At 73.5% G+C, this 21,197-nt stretch carries 19 protein-coding genes and 1 riboswitch; of the genes, 13 read left to right on the top strand and 6 right to left on the bottom strand.

The annotated features are described in order from the left end of the window. The first annotated feature begins 19 nt into the window (after positions 1 to 19). Together QCZ28_RS22885 and QCZ28_RS22890 are read left to right on the top strand one after the other, a co-directional pair. Positions 20 to 1,930, top strand: a complete 1,911-nt coding sequence (locus QCZ28_RS22885; RefSeq protein ID WP_347815125.1) for a primosomal protein N' — start codon at positions 20 to 22, stop codon at positions 1,928 to 1,930. A gap of 256 nt (positions 1,931 to 2,186) precedes the next feature. Next, positions 2,187 to 3,170: an AAA family ATPase gene (locus tag QCZ28_RS22890; RefSeq protein WP_279518565.1), complete on the top strand. Its 984-nt coding sequence runs from the start codon at positions 2,187 to 2,189 to the stop codon at positions 3,168 to 3,170. Positions 3,171 to 3,249: 79 nt separating this feature from the next. Here QCZ28_RS22890 and QCZ28_RS22895 read toward each other — a convergent pair whose 3' ends face one another. Then, entirely contained in the window at positions 3,250 to 4,530 is a 1,281-nt protein-coding gene (locus QCZ28_RS22895; protein WP_279518566.1) for a hypothetical protein, read from the bottom strand. A 238-nt stretch (positions 4,531 to 4,768) separates the two neighbouring features. Between QCZ28_RS22895 and QCZ28_RS22900 the strand changes: the two genes are divergently transcribed. The 4 genes from QCZ28_RS22900 to QCZ28_RS22915 all read left to right on the top strand — a co-directional run bounded on the left by QCZ28_RS22900 (position 4,769) and on the right by QCZ28_RS22915 (position 10,271). Further along, entirely contained in the window at positions 4,769 to 7,237 is a 2,469-nt protein-coding gene (locus QCZ28_RS22900; protein ID WP_279518567.1) for a helix-turn-helix domain-containing protein, read from the top strand. A gap of 111 nt (positions 7,238 to 7,348) precedes the next feature. After that, positions 7,349 to 7,906, top strand: coding sequence for a peptide deformylase (def, locus tag QCZ28_RS22905; RefSeq protein WP_030335682.1), 558 nt, complete (start codon positions 7,349 to 7,351; stop codon positions 7,904 to 7,906). A 5-nt stretch (positions 7,907 to 7,911) separates the two neighbouring features. Further along, positions 7,912 to 8,838 carry a methionyl-tRNA formyltransferase gene (gene fmt / locus QCZ28_RS22910; protein WP_279518568.1) on the top strand — a complete coding sequence of 309 codons (927 nt, stop codon included), beginning with the start codon at positions 7,912 to 7,914 and terminating at the stop codon, positions 8,836 to 8,838. Further along, positions 8,835 to 10,271 (top strand): transcription antitermination factor NusB, encoded by a 1,437-nt coding sequence (locus QCZ28_RS22915; RefSeq protein ID WP_279518569.1) that lies wholly within the window; start codon positions 8,835 to 8,837, stop codon positions 10,269 to 10,271. Before fmt ends, QCZ28_RS22915 begins: the two co-directional genes overlap by 4 nt. Positions 10,272 to 10,321: 50 nt before the next feature. On the opposite strand, the gene QCZ28_RS22920 is transcribed toward QCZ28_RS22915, so the two are convergent. Further along, entirely contained in the window at positions 10,322 to 11,212 is an 891-nt protein-coding gene (locus QCZ28_RS22920; protein WP_279518570.1) for a septum formation family protein, read from the bottom strand. Between the two features lie 82 nt (positions 11,213 to 11,294). Then, complete coding sequence (locus tag QCZ28_RS22925) at positions 11,295 to 12,188, bottom strand: septum formation family protein (protein ID WP_279518571.1); 894 nt, start codon at positions 12,186 to 12,188, stop codon at positions 11,295 to 11,297. A gap of 254 nt (positions 12,189 to 12,442) precedes the next feature. Here QCZ28_RS22925 and rpe point away from each other — a divergent pair, with 254 nt between their 5' ends. The 7 genes from rpe (at position 12,443) to ribH (ending at position 18,647) form a co-directional block, all read left to right on the top strand. Next, positions 12,443 to 13,123 (top strand): ribulose-phosphate 3-epimerase, encoded by a 681-nt coding sequence (gene rpe / locus QCZ28_RS22930; RefSeq protein ID WP_279518572.1) that lies wholly within the window; start codon positions 12,443 to 12,445, stop codon positions 13,121 to 13,123. A gap of 1 nt (position 13,124) precedes the next feature. Continuing rightward, positions 13,125 to 14,081 (top strand): response regulator, encoded by a 957-nt coding sequence (locus QCZ28_RS22935; protein WP_279518573.1) that lies wholly within the window; start codon positions 13,125 to 13,127, stop codon positions 14,079 to 14,081. Between the two features lie 78 nt (positions 14,082 to 14,159). Beyond that, positions 14,160 to 14,330, top strand: a riboswitch (FMN riboswitch). 167 nt (positions 14,331 to 14,497) lie between these two features. Next, positions 14,498 to 15,559, top strand: a complete 1,062-nt coding sequence (gene ribD, locus QCZ28_RS22940; protein WP_279518574.1) for a bifunctional diaminohydroxyphosphoribosylaminopyrimidine deaminase/5-amino-6-(5-phosphoribosylamino)uracil reductase RibD — start codon at positions 14,498 to 14,500, stop codon at positions 15,557 to 15,559. A 1-nt stretch (position 15,560) separates the two neighbouring features. Beyond that, positions 15,561 to 16,199: a riboflavin synthase gene (locus tag QCZ28_RS22945; protein WP_279518575.1), complete on the top strand. Its 639-nt coding sequence runs from the start codon at positions 15,561 to 15,563 to the stop codon at positions 16,197 to 16,199. Then, positions 16,199 to 16,882 carry a nicotinamide riboside transporter PnuC gene (gene pnuC / locus QCZ28_RS22950; protein ID WP_279518576.1) on the top strand — a complete coding sequence of 228 codons (684 nt, stop codon included), beginning with the start codon at positions 16,199 to 16,201 and terminating at the stop codon, positions 16,880 to 16,882. Before QCZ28_RS22945 ends, pnuC begins: the two co-directional genes overlap by 1 nt. Further along, the gene (locus tag QCZ28_RS22955; protein WP_279518577.1) at positions 16,879 to 18,144 is read left to right on the top strand and encodes a bifunctional 3,4-dihydroxy-2-butanone-4-phosphate synthase/GTP cyclohydrolase II; all 1,266 of its coding nucleotides are present in this window, start codon (positions 16,879 to 16,881) and stop codon (positions 18,142 to 18,144) included. The genes pnuC and QCZ28_RS22955 overlap by 4 nt, the downstream gene beginning before the upstream one ends. Positions 18,145 to 18,146: 2 nt before the next feature. Then, positions 18,147 to 18,647, top strand: coding sequence for a 6,7-dimethyl-8-ribityllumazine synthase (gene ribH, locus QCZ28_RS22960; RefSeq protein WP_030335701.1), 501 nt, complete (start codon positions 18,147 to 18,149; stop codon positions 18,645 to 18,647). Positions 18,648 to 18,672: 25 nt separating this feature from the next. Here the strand turns inward: ribH and QCZ28_RS22965 are convergent, their stop codons facing one another. From QCZ28_RS22965 to QCZ28_RS22975, 3 genes are read right to left on the bottom strand one after another with little or no spacing between them, the layout of a single operon-like run. Next, a complete protein-coding gene (locus tag QCZ28_RS22965) occupies positions 18,673 to 19,416 on the bottom strand; it encodes an amino acid ABC transporter ATP-binding protein (RefSeq protein WP_279518578.1) in 744 nt (247 codons plus the stop codon). Positions 19,417 to 19,419: 3 nt separating this feature from the next. Beyond that, positions 19,420 to 20,265: an amino acid ABC transporter permease gene (locus QCZ28_RS22970; protein ID WP_279518579.1), complete on the bottom strand. Its 846-nt coding sequence runs from the start codon at positions 20,263 to 20,265 to the stop codon at positions 19,420 to 19,422. Further along, positions 20,262 to 21,125 carry an ABC transporter substrate-binding protein gene (locus tag QCZ28_RS22975; protein WP_279518580.1) on the bottom strand — a complete coding sequence of 288 codons (864 nt, stop codon included), beginning with the start codon at positions 21,123 to 21,125 and terminating at the stop codon, positions 20,262 to 20,264. The genes QCZ28_RS22970 and QCZ28_RS22975 overlap by 4 nt, the downstream gene beginning before the upstream one ends. Positions 21,126 to 21,197 lie beyond the last annotated feature (72 nt).

A 21,197-nucleotide genomic window follows, 5' to 3' on the forward strand; every position in this document is an offset into this window, starting at 1 on the left:
GCCGGTCGCGCGCGTCTGCGTGGATGTCGGCCTGGCGCACCTGGACCGGCCGTTCGACTACCTGGTGCCGGCGGAGCTGGACGAGGTGGCGGTGCCCGGTACCCGGGTGAAGGTGCGCTTCGCCGGGCAACTCGTCGACGGGTGGCTGCTGTCGCGCGCCGACGACTCCGGGCACACCGGCCGCCTCGCGTACCTGGAGAAGGTGGTCTCGCCGGAGCCGGTGCTGGCCCCCGAGATCGCCCGGCTGGCGCGGGCGGTCGCCGACCGTTACGCGGGCAGCCTCGCCGACGTGCTCCGGCTCGCCGTGCCACCCCGGCACGCGCGGGTGGAGAAGGAGCCCCGCGACGAGCAGCCCACCCCGGCCGCCCCCACCAGGGCGGTCGACCCGCGCGGGTGGCGTGACTACCCGACCGGCCCGGCTATGCTGCGCGCGCTCGCCGACGGGCGGGCGCCCCGCGCGGTCTGGTCGGCGTTGCCCGGCGAGGACTGGGCGGCCCGCTACGCCGACGCGGTGGCGGCCACCGTCGCCGGTGGGCGCGGCGCGGTGGTCGTGGTGCCCGACGCGCGGGACCTCGACCGACTCGACGCCGCGCTCACCACGGTGCTCGGCCCGGGGCGGCACGTCAGCCTATCCGCGGCCCTCGGCCCGGCCCGGCGGTACCGGGCGTTCCTCGCCGCTCGCCGGGGCCAGGTGCCGGTGGTGATCGGCACCCGGGCGGCGATGTTCGCCCCGGTGGCCCGGCTCGGCCTCGTCGCCATCTGGGACGACGGTGACGACCTGCACTCCGAGCCCCGGGCGCCCTACCCGCACGCCCGCGACGTGCTGCTCACCCGCGTCCATCTCGCCGAGGCCGGCGCGCTGGTCGGCGGCTACGCCCGCACGGCCGAGGGGCAGCTGCTGGTGGAGACCGGTTGGGCGCGGGAGGTGGTCGCCGACCGGAGCACCGTGCGGGCGCGGGTCCCGGCCATCGCGCCGACCGGGGACGATCCCCAACTGGCCCGTGACCCCGGGGCGGCCACCGCCCGACTGCCCAGCCTGGCCTGGACGGCCGCCCGCGACGCGCTCCGCCAGGACCTGCCGGTGCTGGTGCAGGTGCCCCGCCGTGGCTACCTGCCGTCGATCTCCTGCGCCGAGTGCCGCACTCCGGCCCGCTGCGTGCACTGCGCCGGCCCGCTCGCGCTGCCCGCTGCCGGCGGCACCCCGGCCTGCCGGTGGTGCGCCCGGGTGGCGGCCGCGTACGCCTGCCCGCAGTGCGGTGGGCGGCGGCTGCGGGCCGCGGTCACCGGCGCCCGGCGCACCGCCGAGGAGCTGGGCCGGGCGTTCCCCGGCGTCCCGGTGCGCACCTCGGGGCGCGAGGAGGTGCTGACCGACGTGCCCGGTGGCGCCGCCTTGGTGGTGGCCACGCCGGGCGCCGAGCCGGTCGCCGAGGGCGGCTACGGCGCGGTGCTGCTGCTCGACTCGTGGGCCCTGCTGACCCGGGCCGACCTGCGCGCCGGTGAGGAGGCGCTGCGCCGCTGGCTGGCGGCGGCGGCGCTGGCCCGTCCGGCGCCGGCCGGTCGGGTGGTGGTGGTCGCCGACGGCGCGCTCGCCCCCGTGCAGGCGCTGCTGCGCTGGGACGCCGGCTGGTTCGCCGGCCGGGAGTTGGCCGAGCGCCGGGAGTTGGGTTTCCCACCGGCCGTCCGGATGGCGAGTGTCACCGGCCCGGCCGAGGCGGTGGCGGACCTGCTCACCGCGGCCCGGCTGCCCGAGGACGCCGAGGTGCTCGGGCCGGTGCCGGCCGAGGAGGGTCGGGAGCGGATGCTGGTCCGGGTGCCCCGGGCCCGGGCTGGCGCGCTCGCGGAGGCGTTGCACTCGGCGGCTGGCGCGCGGGCCGCCCGCAAGGCCGCCGATCCGGTTCGTCTCCAGGTCGATCCGCTGAGCCTGTTCTGAGCAGTTTCGGCCGGTGCCGGCGGTGGGGGAGCTGGCCCGCCGGGGGTGCCCTCGCACACCGCGTCCGGCAAACGGGTGGCGGCCGAGTGGTAGCATCGCCCGTCATGCCGAGGCGTACGACGGGCTCCAGGTCGCGAGGGGGCGTCAGCCGCGCCGAGCTGGAGTCGCCGCGGGATGGCGCGACGATGGCGGGAACGCGTCCGTCGGGCGCGAGGTCGATGATGTCAATGAGCCGGTGATCAGGGGTGGACCAGTCGTGACCGTTGGACAATCGATCGTCTTCAACGGCGACCTCGGCAGCGGCAAGAGCACCGTGTCGGTCGAGATCGCCAAGCGGCTCGGCATGCGCCGGGTCAGCGTGGGGGACCTCTACCGGGAGATGGCGCAGCAGCGGCAGATGACCGCGCTGCAGCTCAACCTGCACGCCGAGCTGGACCAGGCCGTCGACGGCTACGTCGACCAGCTCCAGCGGGACATCGCCGCCTCCGGTGAGCGCCTCATCATGGACTCCCGGTTGGCCTGGCACTTCTTCACCGACGCGCTCAAGGTGCACATGATCACCGAGCCGGGTGAGGCGGCCCGCCGGGTGCTCGCCCGGCCGTCCGGGCCGGCGGAGAGCTACGCCTCCCTGGAGGAGGCCAAGGCCAAGCTCCGTGAGCGCAGCGCGAGCGAGCGGAGCCGGTTCATCATCCGGTACGGGGTGGACAAGGCCCGGCTGCGCAACTATGACCTGATCTGCGACACCACCCGGGCGTCCGCCGCCGAGGTGATCGAGCACATCGTGGCCGCGTACGAGGGCACCCTCGGCGCCGAGGTGCTGCGGGACGCGCCGCCGCTGCTGCTGCTGGACCCGGCCCGGGTCTACCCGACCGAGGACATCGCCACCCTGCGGGGTCTGTGGGACACCGACTTCGTCGGTGGGGTGGCCGAGGCGGGCGACGAGGCCCTCGAACCGCTGAGGATCGGGTTCACCGGTGAGTACTTCTTCGTCGTCGACGGTCACCGCCGCCTCAGCGCCGCGCTGCAGAACGGGTTCTCCCTGGTCCCGGCCCAGTTGGTCGCCGAGGTCGACGAGCCGGTGGTGGGTGGGATGACGGCGATCGACTACTTCGCCGCCCAGGTGCGCCCCGGCCTGATCTACGACTGGGAGTCGGCTCACAAGATCCAACTGCCGCTGCCCGAGCCCGCGCTGCTCCGTGGCGACGCGGTGCTCGCGGGGGACCCCGGCGCCAGCGTCTGACCCGGCGTACGGCCGGGCCGACGCGCGGGGTACGCGCGCCGGCCCGGCCACCGAGTCGTTCGGCGGTCGCCGAGACGGCTCAGCCGAGGACGACGCCCGAGGCGCCGACGCCGGCCATGCCGGAGAAGATGTCCTCGTAGTAGAACCGCCAGGCGCAGACCCGGCCGGTGGGGCGGTAGCCGGTGCAGGCCGTCGACGTGAAGGTGTCGTCGATGGCGGTGTTGGTGCCGGTCGCCCAGACCTGGAGCGTGTTGGCCGCGTTCACGATCTCCACCGGGCCACCGCTGTCGCCCTGACCGACGGCGTTGGTGCGGGCGGTGTTCTCCGCCTGGACCTGGCCGCAGACCTGACCGAAGTCGCGCACGTTGATGCAGAGGTTGCGGGCCTTTACCTGGATCGAGCAGCGGGTGCCGGAGTACGCGCCGGAGGTGCACACCCAGTTGCCGACCTGGCTGGCCGACGCGCCGATCACCTGGTTGCTGAACTCACTGACCACGTTGCCGTTCGCGTCGGTGCTGTTGTTGAAGACCCGGCCACCCGAGCTGCCCGACAACAGCAGGGTGTCGGTGCCGGCGTTGCGGGTGCCGACGATGCCCATCGACTGCCCGGTCGGGTCGGTCGCGGCGTTGTTGATGTTGCCGCAGTGTGCGGCGGAGAGGATCCGCGCGGACCCGCCCTGGAAGACCCCGAAGCCGGTGGAGCAGCCGCCGCCGGTGGTGGCGTTGCGCCAGGCGGCGCCGCCCCACCACGGCGCGGTGTCGTCCCACCGGGTCGCGGGTGCGGCGGCGACCCTGGTCTGCACGGTCACCGGCACGCCGGCCATGGCCGTCGCGCCGAGCAGCCCGTCCTGGGTGCCGACGAGCAGGCCGGCGCCGTCGGCGCGCGGCCCGACCGTGGTGATCTCGTTTCCGGCCTTGGCCCGCAGCCGATCGGCGGCGGCGAGGAGTTCCCGCTGCGAGTACGCGGCGGGCAGCACCTTGGTGGCGACGGTGGCCCGGGCGGTGGCCACCAGGCTCGCCGGCGGCTCGCCCTTCCAGTAGACCTGGAGGTGGCGGGTGGTGGGGTCGGCGACGATGCCGGCGAAGCCGGAGTTCGGGCTGCGTTCGGCCACCTTCGTGATCCGGTCGGCGGCGGTGTTCATGCGCTGCTGCAACCGGAGCAGCTCCGACCAGGAGGCGAAGCCGCCGGGCACCGGTGTGCTGTCGACGAAGGATCCGGCGGTGGTGGCCTTGCCGCCCGGTGCGGCGGCGGCCGGGGTGGTGGTCAGGCCCGCGGCGAGCAGCGTGAGACCGATCGCGGTGACGGCGACGCGACGCAGCAGCGCCACCGGGCGTCGGGTGGTCGGGTGTGGACGGATCATCGGGTACCTCTTCCCCCAGGGGTCGTGGAGCGGGCCGTGCCCGCACCAGGACGGTGGCACCGGCGTCCGCGTCGCGGGGCGGATCCTGGACGGGACTGGACACCGCTGGACGGCGCCGGCCGGTGACGGTCCGCAGTGGAACTGTCATAGATTGGCAACTGTCTATCGATCGGCGAGTGGGCGGAATTACCCTGCCCGTGCGTATCCGGGGGGCCGGACGACCGGGGGTGGGGGGCGCATGTCTGACCAGTGGGTACCTTCCGGTCTTCATCAGACGTCACATGGGTCGCCGGGGGCGTTCGAGCTGGCCCGTGCCGCAGCCGAGGCGCAGACCCTGCCGGAGTTGGCCGGGGTGCTGCGCCAGCTGCGTCGGCGCGAGGCGCGGCAGCAGGGCGAGACCCTGCTGACGTACCGGCAGCTGGCAGCGAAGACCGGCTGGTCACGCGGGATCATCGGGGAGTACTTCGCCGGCAACATCCTGCCGCCGCCGGAGCGGTTCGACGTCCTCATCCGACTGCTCGGGGCGACCCCCGCCGAGCAGGGGGTGCTGGCCACCGCGCGGGACCGGATCGAGGAGTGCCGCCGACGCCCGAACCGGGAGCACGCCGCCACCGGCCGGTCGGTCGTCCGGGCCAGGGCCGGCGGCCCGCGCACCGCAACGACGTCCCCCCGGTTCCCGGTGCCCCGCCAACTGCCCCCGGCGCTGCCCGGGTTCGTCGGACGCGCGACGCAGCTCGCGCAGCTCGATGCCGAGTGCGCCGGGACCGTGGCGGGCGGCGACGACGCCGTGGCCCCGGTCACCGTCCTGACGTTGTCCGGCACCGCCGGGGTCGGCAAGACGACCCTCGCCGTCAACTGGGCACACCGGGTCGCCGATCGCTTCCCGGACGGTCAGCTCTACGTCGACCTGCGCGGGTTCGACTCCACCGGGACGGTGGTGACGGCCGTCGAGGTGGTCCGGGGCTTCCTGGAGGCCCTCGAGGTTCCGCCCGAACGCATCCCCACCCACCTGCCCGCGCAGGTGGGCCTCTACCGCAGCCTGCTCGCGGGCCGCCGGATGCTGGTGCTGCTGGACAACGCCCGCGACGCCGACCAGGTCCGGCCCCTGCTGGTCGGCAGCCCGAGCTGCCTGGTCCTGGTCACCAGCCGCAACCGGCTCGCCGGCCTGATCGCCGCCGACGGTGCCCGGCCGATCGGCGTCGACCTGCTCAGCACCGCCGAGGCCTGGCAACTGTTGGCCCGGCGGCTCGGCGCGGACCGGTTGGCGGCCGAGCCACAGGCGGTGGACGAGATCATCGAACGGTGCGCCCGGCTGCCGCTGGCGCTGGCGGTGCTCGCCGCGAGAGGCGCGGAGAAGACGGAGTTCCCACTGGCCGTGCTCGCCGCCGAGCTGCGGGCGGCACCGCGACCACTCGACTCGTTCGACGGTGGGGACGCCGGCACCGACGTGCAGGCCGTCTTCTCCTGGTCGTACCGGAGCCTCACCCCGGCGGCGGCGCGGCTGTTCCGGCTCATCGGCTGCCACCCCGGACCGGACATCGGGTTCGCGGCGGCGGCCAGCCTGGCCGGACTGCCCCGGGACCAGGTGCCCCGACTGCTGGCGGAGCTGGCCCACGCCCACCTCGTCACCGAGCACGCTCCCGGCCGGTTCGGCGCGCACGACCTGCTCCGGGCGTACGCGGCCGAGCAGGTCGAACGGCTCGAACCGGCGCCGGCCCGGCGGGCCGCGATCCGGCGAGAGCTGGACCACTACCTGTACACCGCGCACGCGGCGGCACTGCTGCTGCAACCGGGCCGTGATCCGGTCACCCTCGCCGCCGCGGCGCCGGGCGTGGTGCCCGAGGAGATCAGCGACCTCGCTGCGGCGCTCGCCTGGTTCACCGCCGAGTACCCGGTGCTGCTCGCGGCGGTGGCCCACGCGAGGCGGACCGGGTTCGACGGCCACGCCTGGCAGCTGGCCTGGACACTCGTGGACTTCCTGCAACGTCGGGGGCGGTGGCCGGACCTGGCCGTGGCCCAGCGCAACGCCCTGGCCGGGGCGCAGCGCAGCGGCGACCGACCCGGGCAGGCGAACGCCCACCGCGACCTCGCCCGGGTGCTGTCCCGGCTGGGTCGGGTGAACGAGGCGGCGAGGAACTACCGCCAGGCCCTGACGATCTTCGCCGAGCTCGGTGACCACACCGGGCAGGCGCGCACCCACCGGGCCTTCGGCGCGATGCTCGACGGGCTCGGGCGGCACGCCGAGTCGCTGGAGCAGAGCGAGCGCGCCCTGGCGCTGTACCGCAGCGCCGGCCACGTCGCCGGGGAGGCCAGCGCCCGCAACGCGGTGGGGTGGGCGTACGCCCAGCTCGGCCGGTACCCGCCGGCGCTCAGCCACTGCCGGGAGGCGTTGGCGCTGCTGCGCACGACCGGCGACCGGCACGGTGAGGCGAACACCTGGGACAGCCTCGGCTTCATCCACGCCCGGCTCGGCGAGCACCGGGCGGCGATCGACTGCTTCCAGCGGGCGCTCGGGCTGTACCGGCGGGTCAGCGACCGCTACGACGAGGCGGACACCCTGTCCCGGCTCGGCGAGAGCCGCCAGGCGGTGGGGGACACGGCCGGTGCCGCGCGCACCTGGCGGCGGGCCCTGGGCATCCTCGACGATCTCGGCCATCCGGACGCCGAGCGGGTGCGTGAGCTGTTGGTCCGGGCAACCCGGCGGTGACGCTGGGCACACCGGCGGTGGTTGATCGAGGTGCGCCGCCCGGAGTCCGGCCGGGCACTCCGTAGACTGGTACGGCACCGCTCGTCCACCCCGAAGAAGGAGCCGTCCCGCGTGACCGTCCAGCCCATCCGTCTGTTTGGGGATCCGGTGCTGCGCACGCCGGCCGATCCGGTGGTCGACTTCGACGCCGAGCTCCGTCGGCTCGTCGCCGACCTCACCGACACGATGCGTGAGCAGAACGGCGCCGGCCTGGCCGCGCCGCAGCTCGGTGTGAGCCTGCGGGTGTTCACCTTCGACGTCGACGACGTCCTCGGGCACCTGATCAACCCGGTGCTGGAGTTCCCCGACGAGGAGGAACAGGACGGCCCCGAGGGCTGCCTGTCGATCCCCGGGCTGTACTTCGACACCAAGCGCCGGCAGAACGTGGTCGCCAAGGGCTTCAGCTCGTTCGGCGACCCGGTGCAGATCGTCGGGACCGGTCTGATGGCGCGCTGCGTGCAGCACGAGACCGACCACCTCGACGGGGTGCTCTTCCTGGACCGACTGGACCCGGAGGGGCGCAAGGAGGCCATGAAGGCGATCCGCCAGGCCGAGTGGTACGACGCGGCGGCCCCGCCTACGGTCAAGCTCAGCCCGCACATCAGCGACCCCTTCGGTCTGGGGCGCTGACCCGGATGCGCGTGATCTTCGCCGGTACGCCGGCCGTCGCCGTGCCCGCCCTGGCCGCCGTCGCCGCCTCCCGGCACGAGCTGGTCGCCGTGGTCACCCGACCCGACGCGCCCGCCGGGCGTGGCCGCGGTCTGTCCCGCTCCCCGGTCGGCGTGTGGGCCGACGAGCACGGCGTCGAGGTGCTCACCCCGGCCCGCCCCCGCGACCCGGAGTTCCTCGCCCGGCTGCGCGAGCTGGAGCCGGACTGCGTGCCGGTGGTCGCCTACGGCGCGCTGGTGCCGCCGGCGGCCCTGGAGATCCCCCGGCACGGGTGGATCAACCTGCACTTCTCGCTGCTGCCCGCGTGGCGCGGCGCGGCGCCGGTGCAGCACGCCGTGCTGCACGGTGACGAGCTGACCGGTGCCAGCGTCTTCCAGTTGGAGGAGGGCCTGGACACCGGGCCGGTCTACGGCACGCTGACCGACGAGATCCGCCCCGCCGACACCTCGGGTGACCTGTTGGAGCGGCTCGCCGACTCCGGCGCCGGGCTGCTGGTCGCGGTGCTCGACGCGATCGCCGACGGCACCGCGCGGGCCGAGCCGCAGCCCGCCGACGGGGTGTCGCTGGCGCCGAAGCTGACAGTGGACGACGCCCGGGTGCGCTGGGGCGACCCGGCCTTCGCCGTGGACCGCCGGATCCGGGCCTGCACGCCCGCGCCGGGTGGCTGGACCACGTTCCGCGACGAGCGGGTGAAGCTCGGCCCGGTCGTTCCGGTGCCGGACGGCCCCGAGCTGAAGCCGGGGCAGTTGCTGGTGGAGAAGTCCCGGGTGCTGGTCGGTACGGCGACAGTGCCGGTGCGTCTCGGTGAGGTCCGCGCCGCGGGCAAGCGGGCCATGGGCGCGACCGACTGGGCGCGCGGCGTCCGGGTCGGCGCTGGAGAGGATTTCGCGTGACGGCACCGGAGGGAACCCGCCCGACGCGCTCCGGCCCGTCGGCCGGCCGGGGCGGGGACCGCCGCCCGACCCGACCACCACTGGACCGGCCGCGTCGCGCCGCGTACGAGGCGGTGGCGGCGGTGCACCGCGACGACGCGTTCGCCAACCTGGTGCTGCCGACCATCCTGCGCGAGGAGGGGCTGTTCGGTCGGGACGCGGCCTTCGCCACCGAGCTGACCTACGGCACCCTGCGCAACCTGGGCACGCTGGACGCGATCCTGACCGACGCGGCCGGCCGGGACGTGGCCCGGATCGACCCGCCGGTCCGTGACGCGTTGCGGCTCGGGGCGTACCAACTGCTGCACACCCGGGTGCCGGCGCACGCCGCTGTCTCGTCCACGGTGGACCTGGTCCGTTCGGTCGCACCGGGGGCCACCGGCTTCGCCAACGCGGTGCTGCGTGAGGTGTCCAGCCGGGACGCGGACGCCTGGGTGGCGAAGCTCGCCCCACCGATGGAGACCGACCCGGTCGGGCACCTCGCGTTGGCGTACAGCCATCCGCAGTGGATCGTGCGGGCCTTCTCCGAGGCGCTCGGCGGCGACCTGGGGGAGACGGCCCGCCTCCTGATCGAGGACAATGAGCGCCCGCCGGTGCACCTGTGCGCCCGGCCCGGCCTGATCGACCCGATCGAGCTGGCCGACCAGGTCGGCGGCGCGCCCGGCGCCTTCTCGCCGTACGCCGTCTATCTGCCCGGCGGCGCGCCGGGTGACATCCCGGCGGTGGCCGACGGCCGCGCCCACGTCCAGGACGAGGGTTCGCAGTTGGTGGCCGCCGCGCTGGCCGCCGCTCCGTTGGACGGCCCGGACGGCCGGTGGCTGGACCTGTGCGCCGGCCCGGGCGGCAAGGCCGGGCTGCTGGGTGCCCTGGCGGCGCAGCGGGGTGCCCGGGTGACAGCGGTGGAGGTGGCCGAGCACCGCGCCCGGCTGGTCTCGCTGGCCACCCGGGACCTGCCGGTGGCCGTGCTGACCATGGACGGCCGGGATGTCGGCAGCGACCCGAAGGTGCCGGAGCAGCACTTCGACCGGGTGCTGGTGGACGCGCCGTGCACGGGGCTGGGCTCGCTGCGTCGTCGGCCGGAGTCGCGCTGGCGTCGCCAGCCGTCCGACCTGCCGCCGCTGACCCGGCTGCAACGGGAGTTGCTCGGCGCGGCGCTGCGGGCGGTCCGCCCGGGCGGCCTGGTCGCCTACGTCACCTGCTCGCCGCACACCGTCGAGACGCACGTGACGGTGACCGAGGCGGCCCGCCGCAGCGGGGTTCCGGTGGACTTCGTGGACGCCCGGCCGCTGTTGCCGGCCGGCATGCCCGGTCTCGGCGACGGGCCGACCGTGCAGCTGTGGCCACACCGCCACGGCACCGACGCGATGTTCCTCGCCGTCCTGCGCCGGGGCTGATCCGACCCACACGTCCGGCCGGTCACCCGACCGGCCGGACGCCGTGTGGCCTAGGTGACCGGAAGGCCCTTGGTGCCGGCGTTCTTCATCGACCGGGTCAGGTTCCGGTCGGAGATCCAGAGGAAGCACTGCACGCCCCGGTTGCCGTTGCGCCACTCCTCCTCGTACGGCTGGTAGTAGATCGTCCCGGCGCGGAAGTCCAGCTGGGAGTTGTCCGGAACCTTGGCGTACTTGGCGATCATCGTCTGGCAGGCCCGGTGGGTCCGCTTGACGTCGCTGGTGAACTTGGCGTAGCTGACGTCCGGGGCCTGCCAGACGCCGACGAACTCGGCGTGGTGCTTGGCGGTGCAGGAGACCGGCACCATCTCGTCGATGTCGTCCTTGACCATCTTCGGGTTGAAGCAGCGGTACGCCAGCGGGGCCGCGCCGGACAACGCGCCCCGGAGGCTGCCGGTGCGCAGGTCGACGGCGGTGTCGTCGATGCTGGCGATCTCGGTGACGTCGCAGCGGTACCAGCGGGCCCCGCCCGACCAGGCCTGCGGCGACGGCAGCACGACGGTCAGGCCGAGCCGCCCGGAACGCCAGTCGGCGCCGACCGCCTTGTTGACCGCGGTGTCGCACCCGGCCTGCGCGGCCCGCATGCCGGCCGAGCCGGGCTGCGGGGGCGCGCCGCCGTCGGCGCCCGGGCCGGTGAGGGTGCCGACGTGCATGGTCTCCACCCGGTGCGCCTCGGCGCACGGCGTCGGGTTGTAGCCGGTCAGGAAGCCGACCTGCTGGGAGCTCTGGTGGCAGACGTCGGCGGCGGGGACGAACTGTTGCGCCGCGACGGGCGCCGGCCAGTCGTCGGTGAGGTCACTGTCGACTCCGGCGGGTGCGCCGCACCCGGCCAGCGCCAGGGCCAGCGCCCCGCCTCCGGCCAACGCCGCCAACCACCGTCGCATCCCGACCTCCCGCCGCCGGTGGCCCCCGACCGGACCCAACCGGTCGGTAGCGCCACGGCGCAGCAGCATACGGCACCGATGCTCAGATCGCGGGCAGTCCCTCGGGGCCGACGCCGCGCATCGAGCGGGTGAGTTTGCGGTCGTCGCTCCACAGGAAACAGCGCACGCCACGGTCGCCCTCCTCCCACTCCCGCTGCGAGGGTGGGTAGTAGATGGACCCGGCCCGGTACGGCAGCTCGCTGTTGTTGGGCACCGCCGCGTACTCGGCGATCAACGCCATGCAGCGCTGGTGCGCCTGCTCGGCGGATTTGGTGAACTCCGCCCAGCTGATGTCCCGCTCCTGGTAGACACCGACGAACTCGGCGCGGTGCGGCTCGGTGCAGAGCACCGGCGCCATGTAGTTGAGGTTGTCGCCGATCAGCTTCGGGTCGAAACACCGGTGCGTCAGGGGCGCGTCGCCGATCAACGCCCCACGCAGGCTGCCGGTGCGGTTCACCGGGCGGGTGTTGTCGATGCTGCCCGTCTCGCTGAGGTCGCAGCGGAACCAGCGGGCGCCACCGGCCCAGGCGGGCGCGGACGGCAGCGCGAGGGACAGCGCGAGGCGGGCGGTGTGCCAGTCACCGCCGAGCACCTCGCGGGCCCGCTGGTCGCATTCGGCGCGGGCCGTGCGCAGCGCCGACGATCCGGGCTCCGGTCGGGTCTCGGTCAGCGCGTCGGGGCCGACGAAGGTGCCGACGTGGATGGTCTCGGCCAGGTGGTTGCGCGCGCAGTCCACCGTCTCGTACGTGCTGGCCTGCACGACGGTGGCGATCCGCGGCAGGCAGGTGTCGGTGGCGGGGGTGAACGGCTTGGGCACCCGCAGCGTCGGCCAGTCGTCGGTGAGATCACCGTCCGCGCCCCGGGCCGGCGTGCAGCCGGTCAGCAGCAGCATCGTCGTGACGCCAGCCAGCACCAGCGCTGGAAGCCACCGTCGCATCGTCTGCCCTCCCGGGAGCTGGCGGCCGGTCACCGCGCCCCGCGGCGAGACCCCGGCGGGCGTGCAGCCTACGGCACCGTCCCGCTTGGAGTGTCGTCGCGTTTCCGTCGTTCGGCCAGCCGCCGATGTCTGTTCGTCCGGATTCAGGAATCCGGAGCGTCCAATTCTGCACCACTGGTCACTGCTGGGTCACAGCGCGTCGGAGTTGGTGCCGCGATGCCGGTGGCGGGTGGCCACGTTCGTACACTGGCCCGGTGACCGTACCGCCGCCGATCGTCGCGCCGAGCATCCTGGCCGCCGATTTCTCCCGCCTCGCCGAAGAGGTCCGTGCCGTCGAGGACGCCGCGGACTGGTTGCACGTCGACGTGATGGACAACCACTTCGTGCCGAACCTGACCATCGGCCTGCCCGTGGTGCAGAGCCTGCGGGCCGTCACCGCGATGCCGTTCGACGTGCACCTGATGATCGAGGATCCGCGCCGGTGGGCGCCCGGGTACGCCGACGCCGGGGCGTACAACGTCACCTTCCACGCCGAGGCGTCCGACGATCCGGTGGCGCTGGCCAAGGACCTGCGCTCGGCCGGCGCGAAGGCGGGCCTGGCCATCGACCGGGACACCCCGATCGAGCCCTATCTGGACCTGCTGCCCAGCTTCGACACCCTGCTGATCATGACGATCAAGGCGGGCTTCGGTGGGCAGCGGTTCATTCCGCAGCTGCTGGAGAAGGTGCGCACGGCCCGGCGGCACGTGTCGGCCGGGCACCTGGAGCTGCGCATCGAGGTGGACGGCGGGATCGCCGCCGACACCATCGAGCAGGCGGCCGCGGCGGGCGCCGACGCGTTCGTGGCCGGCACCGCCGTGTACGGGGCCGCCGACCCGGCGGAGGCGGTACGGCACCTGCGGGCACTGGCGGAACGCGCGGCTCCCGGGGCCTGAGGTGGAGCCCGAGGCCGACCGCAAGGACGTCATCCTCGTCGTGGACGACGACGAGGACATCGCTCGTTTCGTCGACTTCAATCTGCGGCTGCACGGCTTCGAGGTGATCCACGCCGGTGACGGTCAGGAGGCCCTGGAGGTCATCGAGCGCCAGCGGCCGGATCTGGCGGTGGTCGACCTCATGATGCCCCGGATCGACGGGCTGGAGCTGACCCGGCGGCTGCGCGCCGACCCGATGACCTCCGCCCTGCCGGTGATCATGCTGACGGCCAAGGGGATGACCGTCGACAAGGTGCACGGGCTCAGCGCCGGCGCGGACGACTACCTGGTCAAGCCGTTCGACACCGCCGAGCTGGTGGCCCGGGTGTCGTCCACGTTGCGCCGCAACAAGGAGTTCCGGGAGGTCTCCCCGCTGACCGGGCTGCCCGGCAACAGCCGGATTCGTCGGGAGATCAGCGACCGGGTCCGACAGGGCGTGGACTACGCGGTTGGCTACGTCGACATCGACCGGTTCAAGAGCGTCAACGACCGGTACGGCTTCGTCCGTGGCGACGACTTCATCTCCGCGCTGGCCCGCAGCCTGCACCGGGCGGTGGTGGGCGTCGGGCTGCCACCGGCCTTCCTCGGTCACGTCGGCGGTGACGACTTCGTCATCGTCTGCGCCCCGGACCAGGTGCGCCCGTTGACGTCCCAGGCGGTGGTCGACTTCGAGAACGGCGCCGACACGCTCTACGACCCGACCGACCGGGAACGCGGCTTCGTCGAGTTGAAGGACCGGCGGGGCAACATCCGGCGCGCCGCCCTGGTCACCCTCTCCATCGGGGTCTCCCTCTCCGACGCCGGCAAGCGGTTCTCCGACCCCCTCGAGGCGATCGCGATGGCCTCGGAGATGAAGACGGTCGCCAAGAGTCAACCGGGCTCGTACGTGGCGGTGGACCGGCGTCGCGGCGTCACCTGAGCGTGATACCGCTGTGAAGTAGCTCGCCTAGGTGGCGGCGGAGCCGGATCGGCGTGTAAGACTTCCCGTGTACCCACCACGCGCTGGCGGGACTCGGTGAAATTCCGAACCGGCGGTGATCCACGGTCCAACCGTGGTCAGCCCGCGACCCGGACGGCTCTGCCGCCCGGTGGACCTGGTGAAAATCCGGGGCCGACGGTTGGGGGCGGTTCGTCCGCGCCCAGACAGTCCGGATGGGAGACAGCGCGCGGGACGGACGGGTCCGAGCCGACCGCTGGCGTCAGCGTGCCGTGCCGACCCCCCGGGGGCGGCTGTGCCGTTCCCGGAATCCGCCACCGCCTGCCCGTGGCCCCATGGCCACCGCCTCCCTGACCGCCCGCGCGCGGACCGGCGAGTGAGAGGGCAGGGGCAGGGCGATGGCCAGCGTCTCCGTTGACGAGGCGATGCGGCGTGCGATCGAGTTGGCGGCGCGCGGACTCGGCACCACCAGCCCCAATCCGGTGGTCGGGTGCGTGCTGCTCGACTCCGACGGCGAGGTCGTGGGCGAGGGCTTCCACGCGTACGCCGGTGGCCCGCACGCCGAGATCGTCGCCCTGGCGCAGGCCGGCCGGCGGGCCAAGGGCGGCACCGCTGTCGTCACTCTTGAACCCTGCGACCACACCGGCCGCACCGGCCCCTGCAGTTCCGCGCTCGTCCAGGCCGGGGTCGGTCGGGTGGTCATCGCCGTGCCCGACCCCAACCCGGTCGCGTCCGGGGGCGCCGCCACCTTGCGCGCCGCCGGGGTGCGGGTCGATCTGGGGGTACGCGGCGAGGAGGCCGAGGCCGGCAACATCGCGTGGCTGACCTCGATGCGCCGGGGCTGGCCGTACGTGATCTGGAAGTACGCCGCCACGCTCGACGGGCGGTCCGCCGCGGCGGACGGCACCAGCATGTGGATCACGTCGGAGGCGGCCCGGATGGATGTGCACGCGCTGCGCGGCACCGTCGACGCGGTCATCGCCGGGGTGGGCACCGTGCTCGCCGACGACCCCCGGTTGACCGCCCGCAACCTGCGCGACGGCAGCCTGGCCATCCGGCAGCCGCTGCGGGTGGTCGTGGACTCCGCGGGGCGTACCCCGGTCGACGCGCGGGTCCGCGACGGCGCCGCGCGGACGTGGATCGCGACCGCCGACGAGGTCGGCGCCGACCCGGACGGCCGGGTCGACCTGCCGGCGCTGCTCGCGGCGCTGCACCAGCGCGGGGTCCGCGCGGTGCTGCTGGAGGGCGGCCCCCGGCTGGCCGGCGCGTTCCTGGCCGCCGGCCTGGTCGACAAGATCGTCGGGTACGTCGCGCCGCGGTTGCTCGGCGCCGGCCCGACCGCTCTGGTCGACGCGGGAGTGACCACCATCGCCGAGGCCATCGATCTGGAGTTCGTCGACGTTACGCAGATCGGTCCGGATCTCCGGATCACCGCTTTGCCCCGCAAAAGGGAGGGCTGAGATGTTCACCGGCATTATCGAGGAAATGGGCGAGATCGTCCGGGTGGCGCCCACGGCTGGCGATTCGGCGCTGCTCGGCGTCCGCGGCCCACTGGTCACCTCCGACGCCCGGCACGGCGACTCGATCGCCGTCAACGGTGTCTGCCTGACCGTCGTGGAGGTGACCGACGGGGTCTTCACCGCCGACGTGATGGGGGAGACGCTGCGCCGCTCCGCGCTGGGCGCGCTGCGCCCCGGCGACCCGGTCAACCTGGAGCGGGCCGCCGCGCTCGGCAGCCGGCTCGGCGGGCACCTGGTGCAGGGCCACGTCGACGGCGTCGGTGAACTGATCTCCCGGGAGCCGGCCGAGCAGTGGGAGACGGTCCGCTTCCGGCTGCCCGCCAGCCTGTCCCGGTACGTGGTGGAGAAGGGCTCGATCACCATCGACGGTGTCTCGTTGACGGTGGCCGCCGTCGGTGCGGACGAGTTCGCCGTCGGGCTGATCCCGACCACACTGAAGCTGACCACGCTCGGCGCGAAGGGCGTCGGCGACCCGGTCAACCTGGAGGTCGACGTGCTGGCCAAGTACGTCGAACGGCTGCTCGGCGACCGGCTCACCGACGCTCGCCAGGCGGACTCGAACCCGGGCGGGGTGGCCTGATGGGCCCGCTCAGCTGGCTGCTGGACGCCCAGGTGCACATCGCCGGCTCGCCGCTGCTGGCCCGGGAGATCGTCGGCAACGCGTTCGGGCTGATCTCGGCGCTGCTCGGGCTGCGCCGGCTGGTCTGGGCGTGGCCGGTCGGCATGATCGGTAACGCGCTGCTGCTCACCGTCTTCCTCGGCGGGGTGTTCACCACCCCGCAGGCACACGACCTGTACGGGCAGGCCGGCCGACAGGTGTTCTTCTTCGCGGTCAGCGTCTACGGCTGGTGGCGCTGGCAACGCAACCGTCGCGGCGACGCCGGACAGGCGGCGGTCGTCCCGCGCTGGGCCACCGGACGGGAGCGCCTGCTGCTGCTGGTGGCCGCCGTGCTCGGCACCGCCGCGGCGTACCCGCTGCTCAAGGCCCTGGGCTCGTGGGGTCCGCTGCCCGACGCCTGGATCCTCACCGGCAGCCTGCTGGCCACCTACGGCATGGCCCGTGGGTGGGTGGAGTTCTGGCTGCTCTGGATCGCGGTGGACGCGGTCGGCGTGCCGCTGCTGCTGCGCGGCGGGTTCTACCCGTCGGCCGTCATGTACCTGATCTACGGCGCCCTCTGCGTCTGGGGCTTCGCCGCCTGGTGGCGCACCTCGCGTGCCACGGCCACCGTCCGTCAGCCCATCTACCGGGAGGCCGTCGCATGACCAGTTTTGGGGATATCGAGCAGGCGATCGCGGACATCGCAGCCGGCCGGCCGGTCGTGGTGGTCGACGACGCGGACCGGGAGAACGAGGGCGACCTGATCTTCGCGGCCGAGTTGGCCACGCCGGAGCTGATGGCGTTCATGGTGCGCTACACCTCCGGGTACGTCTGCGTGGCGCTGACCGAGAGCGAAGCCGACCGGCTCGACCTGCCGCCGATGCACCACACCAACCAGGACCGGCGCGGCACCGCGTACACGGTGACGGTGGACGCCCGCGAGGGGGTCAGCACCGGCATCTCGGCGGCCGACCGCGCGCACACCAGCCGGCTGCTCGCCGCCGCGACGACCGACCCGACCGACCTGGCCCGCCCCGGGCACGTGGTGCCGCTGCGCGCCCGCGAGGGCGGGGTGCTGCGCCGGCCGGGGCACACCGAGGCGGGCATCGACCTGACCCGGCTGGCCGGGCTGCGGCCGGCCGGCGTGCTCTGCGAGCTGGTCAACGACGACGGCACCATGATGCGCCTGCCGGACCTGGAGAAGTTCTCCGCCGAGCACGGCCTCACGCTTGTCACCATCGCCGACCTGATCGCCTACCGTCGGCGTACCGAGAAGCAGGTCGAACTGGTCGCCGACGCCCGGATGCCGACCCGGCACGGGGTGTTCCGGGCGCTCGGCTACCGCGCCGAGCACGACCCGGCCGAACACGTCGCGATGGTGCTGGGTGACCTCGGTGACGGCCAGGACGTGCTGGTCCGGGTGCACTCCGAGTGCCTGACCGGGGACGTGTTCGGCTCGCTGCGCTGCGACTGCGGGCCGCAGCTGGACGCCGCGCTGGCCCGGGTCGGCAAGGAAGGCCGGGGCGTGGTGCTCTACGTCCGTGGGCACGAGGGGCGCGGCATCGGGCTGCTGCACAAGCTGCAGGCGTACCAGTTGCAGGACCTGGGCCGCGACACCGTCGACGCCAACCTCGATCTGGGCCTGCCGGCCGACGCCCGCGACTACGGCACCGGCGCGCAGATCCTCTACGACCTGGGCGTGCGGTCGATGCGGTTGCTGACCAACAACCCGGCCAAGCGGGCCGGGCTGGAGGGGTACGGGTTGACCATCACCGGCCGGGAGAGCCTGCCGGTCGGCGCGCACCCGGAGAACATGCGCTATCTGCGCACCAAGCGGGACCGGATGGGTCACCTGCTGGACGAGTTGGACGAGGAGTCCGAGGCGCCGCTGGGGCGTCCGGTCGCCAACGACGAGATCGGAGCATGACGATGGCGGGTTTCGGTGAGCCGGGGGTTGAGGCGGTCGACGCCGCGGGGCTGACGGTCGGGGTCGTCGCCGCCCGCTGGCACGGTGAGCTGACCGACCACATGCTGGAGCGGGCGGTGGCCGCCGCCGAGGCGTGCGGCGCTCGTTCCGTGGTCGCCCGGGTCGCCGGCTCGGTCGAGCTGCCGGTGGTGGCGCAGGCCCTGGCCCGCCGCTGCGACGTGGTGGTCGCCCTCGGCGTGGTGGTCCGTGGCGCCACCGCCCATTTCGACTACGTCTGCCGCTCGGTCACCGACGGGTTGACCCGGGTGGCGTTGGACGAGGGCAAGCCGGTGGCGCACGGGGTGTTGACGGTGGAGACCATCGAGCAGGCCCGCGACCGGGCCGGTCTGCCCGGTTCGGCGGAGGACAAGGGCTGGGCGGCCACGGTCGCGGCCCTCGACGCGGCGCTGGCCGTCCGGACGGTGGCGGCGGGCAACGCCCAGCGGGTCGGCTTCGGCGGCTGAGGCACCCCCCTCCGACCTGACGAGCTCAGAGCCGACCGGCCTCGATGATCCGGCGCAGGAACTGCCGGGTCCGAGGCTGCGTCGGCTCGCCGAGCACCTGCTCGGGCGGGCCGCTCTCGACGACCCGCCCGGCGTCGAGGAAGCACACCTCGTCGGCGACCTCCCGGGCGAAGCCCATCTCGTGGGTGGCCAGCACCATGGTCATCCCGTCGGCCTTCAGGTCGCGGACCATCGCCAGCACCTCGCCCACCAGCTCCGGGTCCAGTGCTGAGGTGATCTCGTCCAGCAGCATCAGCCGGGGTGAGTTCGCCAGCGCCCGGACGATCGCCACCCGCTGCTGCTGCCCGCCGGAGAGCCGGTCCGGGTAGGCGTCCGCCTTCGCGCCGAGCCCCACCCGGTCGAGCAACTCCCGGGCCTGCGCCTCGGCCTCCGCGCGGCCCCGACGGTGTACGCGCCGCGGCGCGAGGGTGATGTTGTCCAACACGCTCAGGTGCGGAAAGAGGTTGTACGCCTGGAACACCATGCCGATGCGCCGACGGACCTGGTCCGGGTCCACCCGGGGATCGGAGATGTCCTCCCCGTCCAACTCGATGGTGCCGTCGTCGAGTTCCTCCAGCAGGTTGACGCAGCGCAGCAGTGTCGACTTGCCGGAACCGGACGCGCCGATCACCGCCACCACCTGGTGCTCGGTGACGGTCAGGTCGAGGTGGTCGAGCACGGTGTGCCCGCCGAACTCCTTGCGCAGGCCCCGACAGCGCAGCAGTGCCATGGCTCAGCCTCCCGACTGTCGGCGGGCCGCGCGCAGCGTCACCCAGTCGGTGACCGCGATCAGCGGGATCGCGAGCAGCACGAAGAGCACCCCCGCCACGATGTACGGCGTGTAGTTGAAGGTCTGTGCGGTGGCGATCTGCGCGGCGCGGACCGCGTCGATCGGCCCGGCGAGCGACACCAGCCCCACGTCCTTCTGCAACGCCACCACGTCGTTGAGCAGGGGCGGCGCCACCCGGCGGACGGCCTGCGGCAGGACCACGTGGCGCATCGTCTGCCGGTGGGTCAGCCCCAACGAGCGGGCCGCCGCGAGCTGGCTGTGGTGCACCGACTCGATGCCGGCCCGGAACACCTCGGCGAGGTAGCCGCCGTAGGTGAGGACCAGCGCGATCCCGCCCAGCACCAGCACCGGTGGCATGCCCTGCAACCGTAGCCCCGGCACGCCGAGGGTGAGCAGGTAGAGCACGATGATCAGCGGTAGGCCCCGGAAGGTGTAGGTGTAGCCGGCGGCCAGCGCGCGGACCGGGAAGAAGACCGGCCCGCGCAGCGTCCGCAGCACGGCGATCACCAGCCCGAGCAGCAGCGCGCCGACCGCACAGCACACCAGCAGCCGGACGTTGAGCCAGAGCCCGCTCAGCACCGTCGGCAGCGCGTCGCGGGCGATCTCCGGATCCAGGAACGAGCGCCGGACCCGGTCCCAGCCCGGCGCCCCGGTCACCGCGATCACCAGCAGCGTACCGAGCGCCGCCGTCGAGCAGGCCGCGACGAGCACGCTGTAGACGGTCTGCCGACGCCGGTACGCCGAGCGCCGCAACTGCGCCTCGGACGGCACATGATCCAGAAGTGTCACCGCAGCTCGGCCGCCCCCGCCACCTGAGCGAGCCACTTCTGCTCCAACTGCTTCAGGGTGCCCGCCGTGCTGAGCTGACCGACCGCGTCACTCACGCACGGCGTCAGTGGGGAGTTCTTGTCCAGCAGCAACCCGAACGCCTCGGGCGTACCGACCTGCGGCACCTGCCCGACGATCGTCGCGTCGGTGATCTCCGCGCCGGTGATGTAGAAGGCGGTCGGCAGATCCACCACCAGACCGTCCAGCTGCCCGTTCTGCAGCGCCTTCTTGGCGTCGTCGTTGCTGTTGTAGACCTGCGGCTTCGCGGTCGGCTTGACCACGTCGGTGATCGCCTGGTAGCTGGTGGTGCCGACCTGCGCGCCCAGCCGGGCGTCGCGCAGCTCGGCCAGCGACGTCCTGCCGGCGATCTTCGAGGACTTCAATGCGACGACGGTCTGCCGCACCAGGTAGTACGGCGCGGAGAAGTCGACCGCCTGCTTGCGCTCCTCGGTGATGGAGAACTGGTTGATGTCGAAGTCGAAGTCCTTCGGGCCGGGCGCGATCGCGGTGTCGAACTTGATCCGGGTCCAGGTGACGTCGGCGCGGGAGTAGCCGAGCTGCTCGGCCACCGCGTACGCGACGGCGGATTCGAAGCCCTCACCGTTGTCGGGCTTGTCGTCGGAGAACCACGGCTCGTACGCGGGCTGGTCGGTGGCGATGGTCAGCTTGCCCGGCGTACGGGTGGGCAGGCTGTCCTTGGCGCAGGACGCCGTGGCGGTGACAGTGGGGCTGGGTTTCTCGTCCTGTGGCGCGCATCCGGCGGTGGCTACCACGACGGCGCCGGCGAGGGGGAGCGCGAGAAGACGTGATCTGCTGGCCATGGCCGACAGCGTAGGGCTCCATGAGCATCGATCGACAATTGTCCCACCATGTTGGTAGGGAATTGTCCGCTT

Source organism: Micromonospora sp. DH14 (genome assembly GCF_029809455.1).
In the GTDB taxonomy this organism is placed as follows: Bacteria; Actinomycetota; Actinomycetes; order Mycobacteriales; family Micromonosporaceae; genus Micromonospora; species Micromonospora parva.

Excerpts from the sequence above, each read along its gene's own strand:
- QCZ28_RS22895 (WP_279518566.1), bottom strand. The coding sequence starts at position 4,530 with ATGATCCGTCCACACCCGACCACCCGACGCCCGGTGGCGCTGCTGCGT.
- QCZ28_RS22955 (WP_279518577.1), top strand. The coding sequence starts at position 16,879 with ATGACCAGTTTTGGGGATATCGAGCAGGCGATCGCGGACATCGCAGCC.
- QCZ28_RS22965 (WP_279518578.1), bottom strand. The coding sequence starts at position 19,416 with ATGGCACTGCTGCGCTGTCGGGGCCTGCGCAAGGAGTTCGGCGGGCAC.
- pnuC (WP_279518576.1), top strand. The coding sequence starts at position 16,199 with ATGGGCCCGCTCAGCTGGCTGCTGGACGCCCAGGTGCACATCGCCGGC.
- QCZ28_RS22975 (WP_279518580.1), bottom strand. The coding sequence starts at position 21,125 with ATGGCCAGCAGATCACGTCTTCTCGCGCTCCCCCTCGCCGGCGCCGTC.
- QCZ28_RS22900 (WP_279518567.1), top strand. The coding sequence starts at position 4,769 with ATGTCTGACCAGTGGGTACCTTCCGGTCTTCATCAGACGTCACATGGG.
- ribD (WP_279518574.1), top strand. The coding sequence starts at position 14,498 with ATGGCCAGCGTCTCCGTTGACGAGGCGATGCGGCGTGCGATCGAGTTG.
- ribH (WP_030335701.1), top strand. The coding sequence starts at position 18,147 with ATGGCGGGTTTCGGTGAGCCGGGGGTTGAGGCGGTCGACGCCGCGGGG.
- fmt (WP_279518568.1), top strand. The coding sequence starts at position 7,912 with ATGCGCGTGATCTTCGCCGGTACGCCGGCCGTCGCCGTGCCCGCCCTG.
- QCZ28_RS22920 (WP_279518570.1), bottom strand. The coding sequence starts at position 11,212 with ATGCGACGGTGGTTGGCGGCGTTGGCCGGAGGCGGGGCGCTGGCCCTG.
- QCZ28_RS22945 (WP_279518575.1), top strand. The coding sequence starts at position 15,561 with ATGTTCACCGGCATTATCGAGGAAATGGGCGAGATCGTCCGGGTGGCG.
- QCZ28_RS22925 (WP_279518571.1), bottom strand. The coding sequence starts at position 12,188 with ATGCGACGGTGGCTTCCAGCGCTGGTGCTGGCTGGCGTCACGACGATG.